This is a genomic window from Cupriavidus sp. GW821-FHT02F09 (assembly GCF_059421605.1).
This window is the reverse complement of the sequence record NZ_JBWKVH010000091.1, coordinates 1,765-3,002: the sequence shown is the minus strand read 5'-3', so window position 1 is coordinate 3,002 and position 1,238 is coordinate 1,765. Positions and strand designations below refer to the sequence as shown.

At 52.2% G+C, this 1,238-nt stretch carries 1 rRNA gene (running past one end of the window); it reads left to right on the top strand.

Annotated elements, in window-relative coordinates:
- Positions 1–68 precede the first annotated feature (68 nt).
- Positions 69–1,238: ribosomal RNA gene (locus AC07XB_RS38745) — 23S ribosomal RNA — on the top strand (it continues 1,463 nt past the right edge of the window).

The following is a 1,238-nucleotide window of genomic DNA, read 5'->3' as shown; positions in this document are numbered from 1 at the left end:
CATAAATGCGAGAACTCATCCTGTAGCGAGCACGGCTTGAACGCAAGTTTGAGACACACTCGTTATAGGGTCAAGCGAACAAGTGCATGTGGTGGATGCCTTGGCGATCACAGGCGATGAAGGACGCGGTAGCCTGCGAAAAGCTTCGGGGAGCTGGCAAACAAGCTTTGATCCGGAGATGTCCGAATGGGGAAACCCGGCCCTTATGGGTCATCCCTGACTGAATACATAGGTCAGGGAAGCGAACGCGGCGAACTGAAACATCTAAGTAGCTGCAGGAACAGAAATCAACCGAGATTCCCAGAGTAGTGGCGAACGAAATGGGAAGAGCCTTGTACTCTTTAGCAGCATTGTTAGCAGAACGGGATGGAAAGCCCGGCCATAGCAGGTGATAGCCCTGTATGCGAAAACAGCGTTGTGGAACTAGGTGTACGACAAGTAGGGCGGGACACGTGAAATCCTGTCTGAAGATGGGGGGACCATCCTCCAAGGCTAAATACTCGTGATCGACCGATAGTGAACCAGTACCGTGAGGGAAAGGCGAAAAGAACCCCGGGAGGGGAGTGAAATAGATCCTGAAACCGCATGCATACAAACAGTCGGAGCCTGGAAACGGGTGACGGCGTACCTTTTGTATAATGGGTCAGCGACTTACATTCAGTGGCAAGCTTAACCGATTAGGGAAGGCGTAGCGAAAGCGAGTCCGAATAGGGCGTTCAGTCGCTGGGTGTAGACCCGAAACCAGACGATCTATCCATGGCCAGGTTGAAGGTGCGGTAACACGTACTGGAGGACCGAACCCACTAACGTTGAAAAGTTAGGGGATGAGCTGTGGATAGGGGTGAAAGGCTAAACAAGTCTGGAAATAGCTGGTTCTCTCCGAAAACTATTTAGGTAGTGCCTCGTGTCTCACCTTCGGGGGTAGAGCACTGTCATGGTTGGGGGGTCTATTGCTGATTACCCCGCCATAGCAAACTCCGAATACCGAAGAGTGCAATCACGGGAGACAGACATCGGGTGCTAACGTCCGGTGTCAAGAGGGAAACAACCCAGACCGCCAGCTAAGGTCCCTAAGATTGGCTAAGTGGGAAACGAAGTGGGAAGGCTAAAACAGTCAGGAGGTTGGCTTAGAAGCAGCCATCCTTTAAAGAAAGCGTAATAGCTCACTGATCGAGTCGTCCTGCGCGGAAGATGTAACGGGGCTAAGCCAGTCACCGAAGCTGCGGATGCACGTANGT